Source organism: Staphylococcus sp. HMSC34G04 (genome assembly GCF_001838765.1).
GTDB lineage: Bacteria > Bacillota > Bacilli > Staphylococcales > Staphylococcaceae > Staphylococcus > Staphylococcus epidermidis.
Window position 1 is genome coordinate 1 of record NZ_KV838757.1, and the last position, 1,841, is coordinate 1,841.

Sequence of the window (1,841 nt, forward strand, 5' to 3'; positions counted from 1 at the left end):
GAAGGTACAGAAACAAATCAACCATCAACAGAGAACAAAACAACAAGTAGTGACATTATTGAGCAACCTGAAGCTAGTGCTTCAATTCAAAATATCTCTGAAGAGTTAAATATATCAAGTGATGATATTGTTCAAGCTCTAGAAAATGCCGGGGTAGATGTATCTAATGTAACAGAAGTAGAAGCCATCGCTGCGCTTATTCAGAATGGTTATGTTAATAATGATAATGAAACACCACTTGCTACGCCGTTAAGCGTAAATTTAGCTACTGCACGTAATGAAGAAACAACAAATACGTTAAGACCAAGATTATTTGCTGCTGATACGCCAACCAATGATAATGTATCCAATACTGATAACAATCGAATTATTGAAGCAGACGCGCTTAAAAATGGTTATATTAACTCAACTACAGATGCTACAAATGCTGCAAATACACTATCTGGACGTGCGTGGATGGTGGATAAAGGAACACCTGCAACAATGGCAAATGGATTAACACCAGTTCCTGAAGGTACACCCGTTTATATGCAATGGATTGATAAAGATGGTGTGGTATCACCAATATATAAAGCGGCAACTAAATCAATAGAAAAATCAGGTGGTTCGCAAGTTGGACCCGGAGCCTATGCGTTTGACTTAAGAAAACCATATAAAGATGCAAATGGTAAAGAACATACGTATCGTGCTGCAAATAATCAATATTATAGAATTTGGATTGAAGACTTTAAAACACATAATGGTAATACAGCAACAATGTTACGTACCGCAGGCGGTTTTTTACCCGGTTCATATGTAGATTCAAGTACTAGTAATAATATTGGCCAGTTCCCATTAGCAGGTAAAAATATGCAACGTACAGGTATCTTTATGGGGATTGAACCTGATGGTGAATATATGACTCGCCCACAATCTGAATGGATTCATGACACTCAAGGCGCTGACGCTCCACTTTCAACAAATTCTATCCAAGGTCGTGTATGGTTAGAAACAGGAACTGGGGGAGACTTAGCTAACTCGGCAACTGGTCCAAGTTATAACCCAGCTGCAAGTGATAGAATAGCAGATGGTTATACTGTTGTATTTTCATCTTTAACTAATGAAGGCGTTCAAGCATATAAAAATCAAGTAGAAAGTTTACCTAAAGCAGAACAAGCAGACGCAACAAAAACATTATTAAAAGATCATCCCGAATATATATCAGCAACGGTTTATGGTGAGACAAATGCGGATGGATATTATACTGTTCACTTCCCAACAGATAAAAAAATTAATAATGATTATATCTATGGTTACGTAATGAATCCTGATGGAGAAAAAGTACTAGGATATTCTTCATTTACCTCACCAATTTTTACTGGGGCAAATTCAAATTTATCATTTACGCCTCAAACAGCACCAGTTTCTAAACCGGCTAAGGGCGGATGGTATAATGTCAATTTTGCATTAATTCCGACAACGGACACTAAAATTGATATTGTGAAGTACAATAACACTACACAACCAGCACAACCTGGAGACACAATTAACATTGATTTAAGTGGCTCACAATTATCACCACTTCCATCTCATATAGAATGGAGAGATCAAGAAGGTAAGGTAATTAAGAAAACAGATGATATTACTTCATATACTGATGGTGAACAAAAAGGTACATTTGTGGTACCTGAGGCTGCGAAAGCTGGCGATGTTTATACAGTATACTTAGTTTCAGGTGGTAAAGATGTAGGTTCAGATTCATTCGTAGTTGCTACTCAAGAGAAATCCTATCATCCAAAAACAGACAAGGTTATAAAAGAGTATGGTGACCCAACAACTGAGGATGATGTAACAGGAGCAGT

The 1,841-nt window shown here is 37.2% G+C and carries 1 pseudogene; it reads left to right on the plus strand.

The window, feature by feature from the left end:
• Window positions 1–1,841, plus strand: a pseudogene (locus tag HMPREF3241_RS13025) (adhesin); the annotation flags it as partial.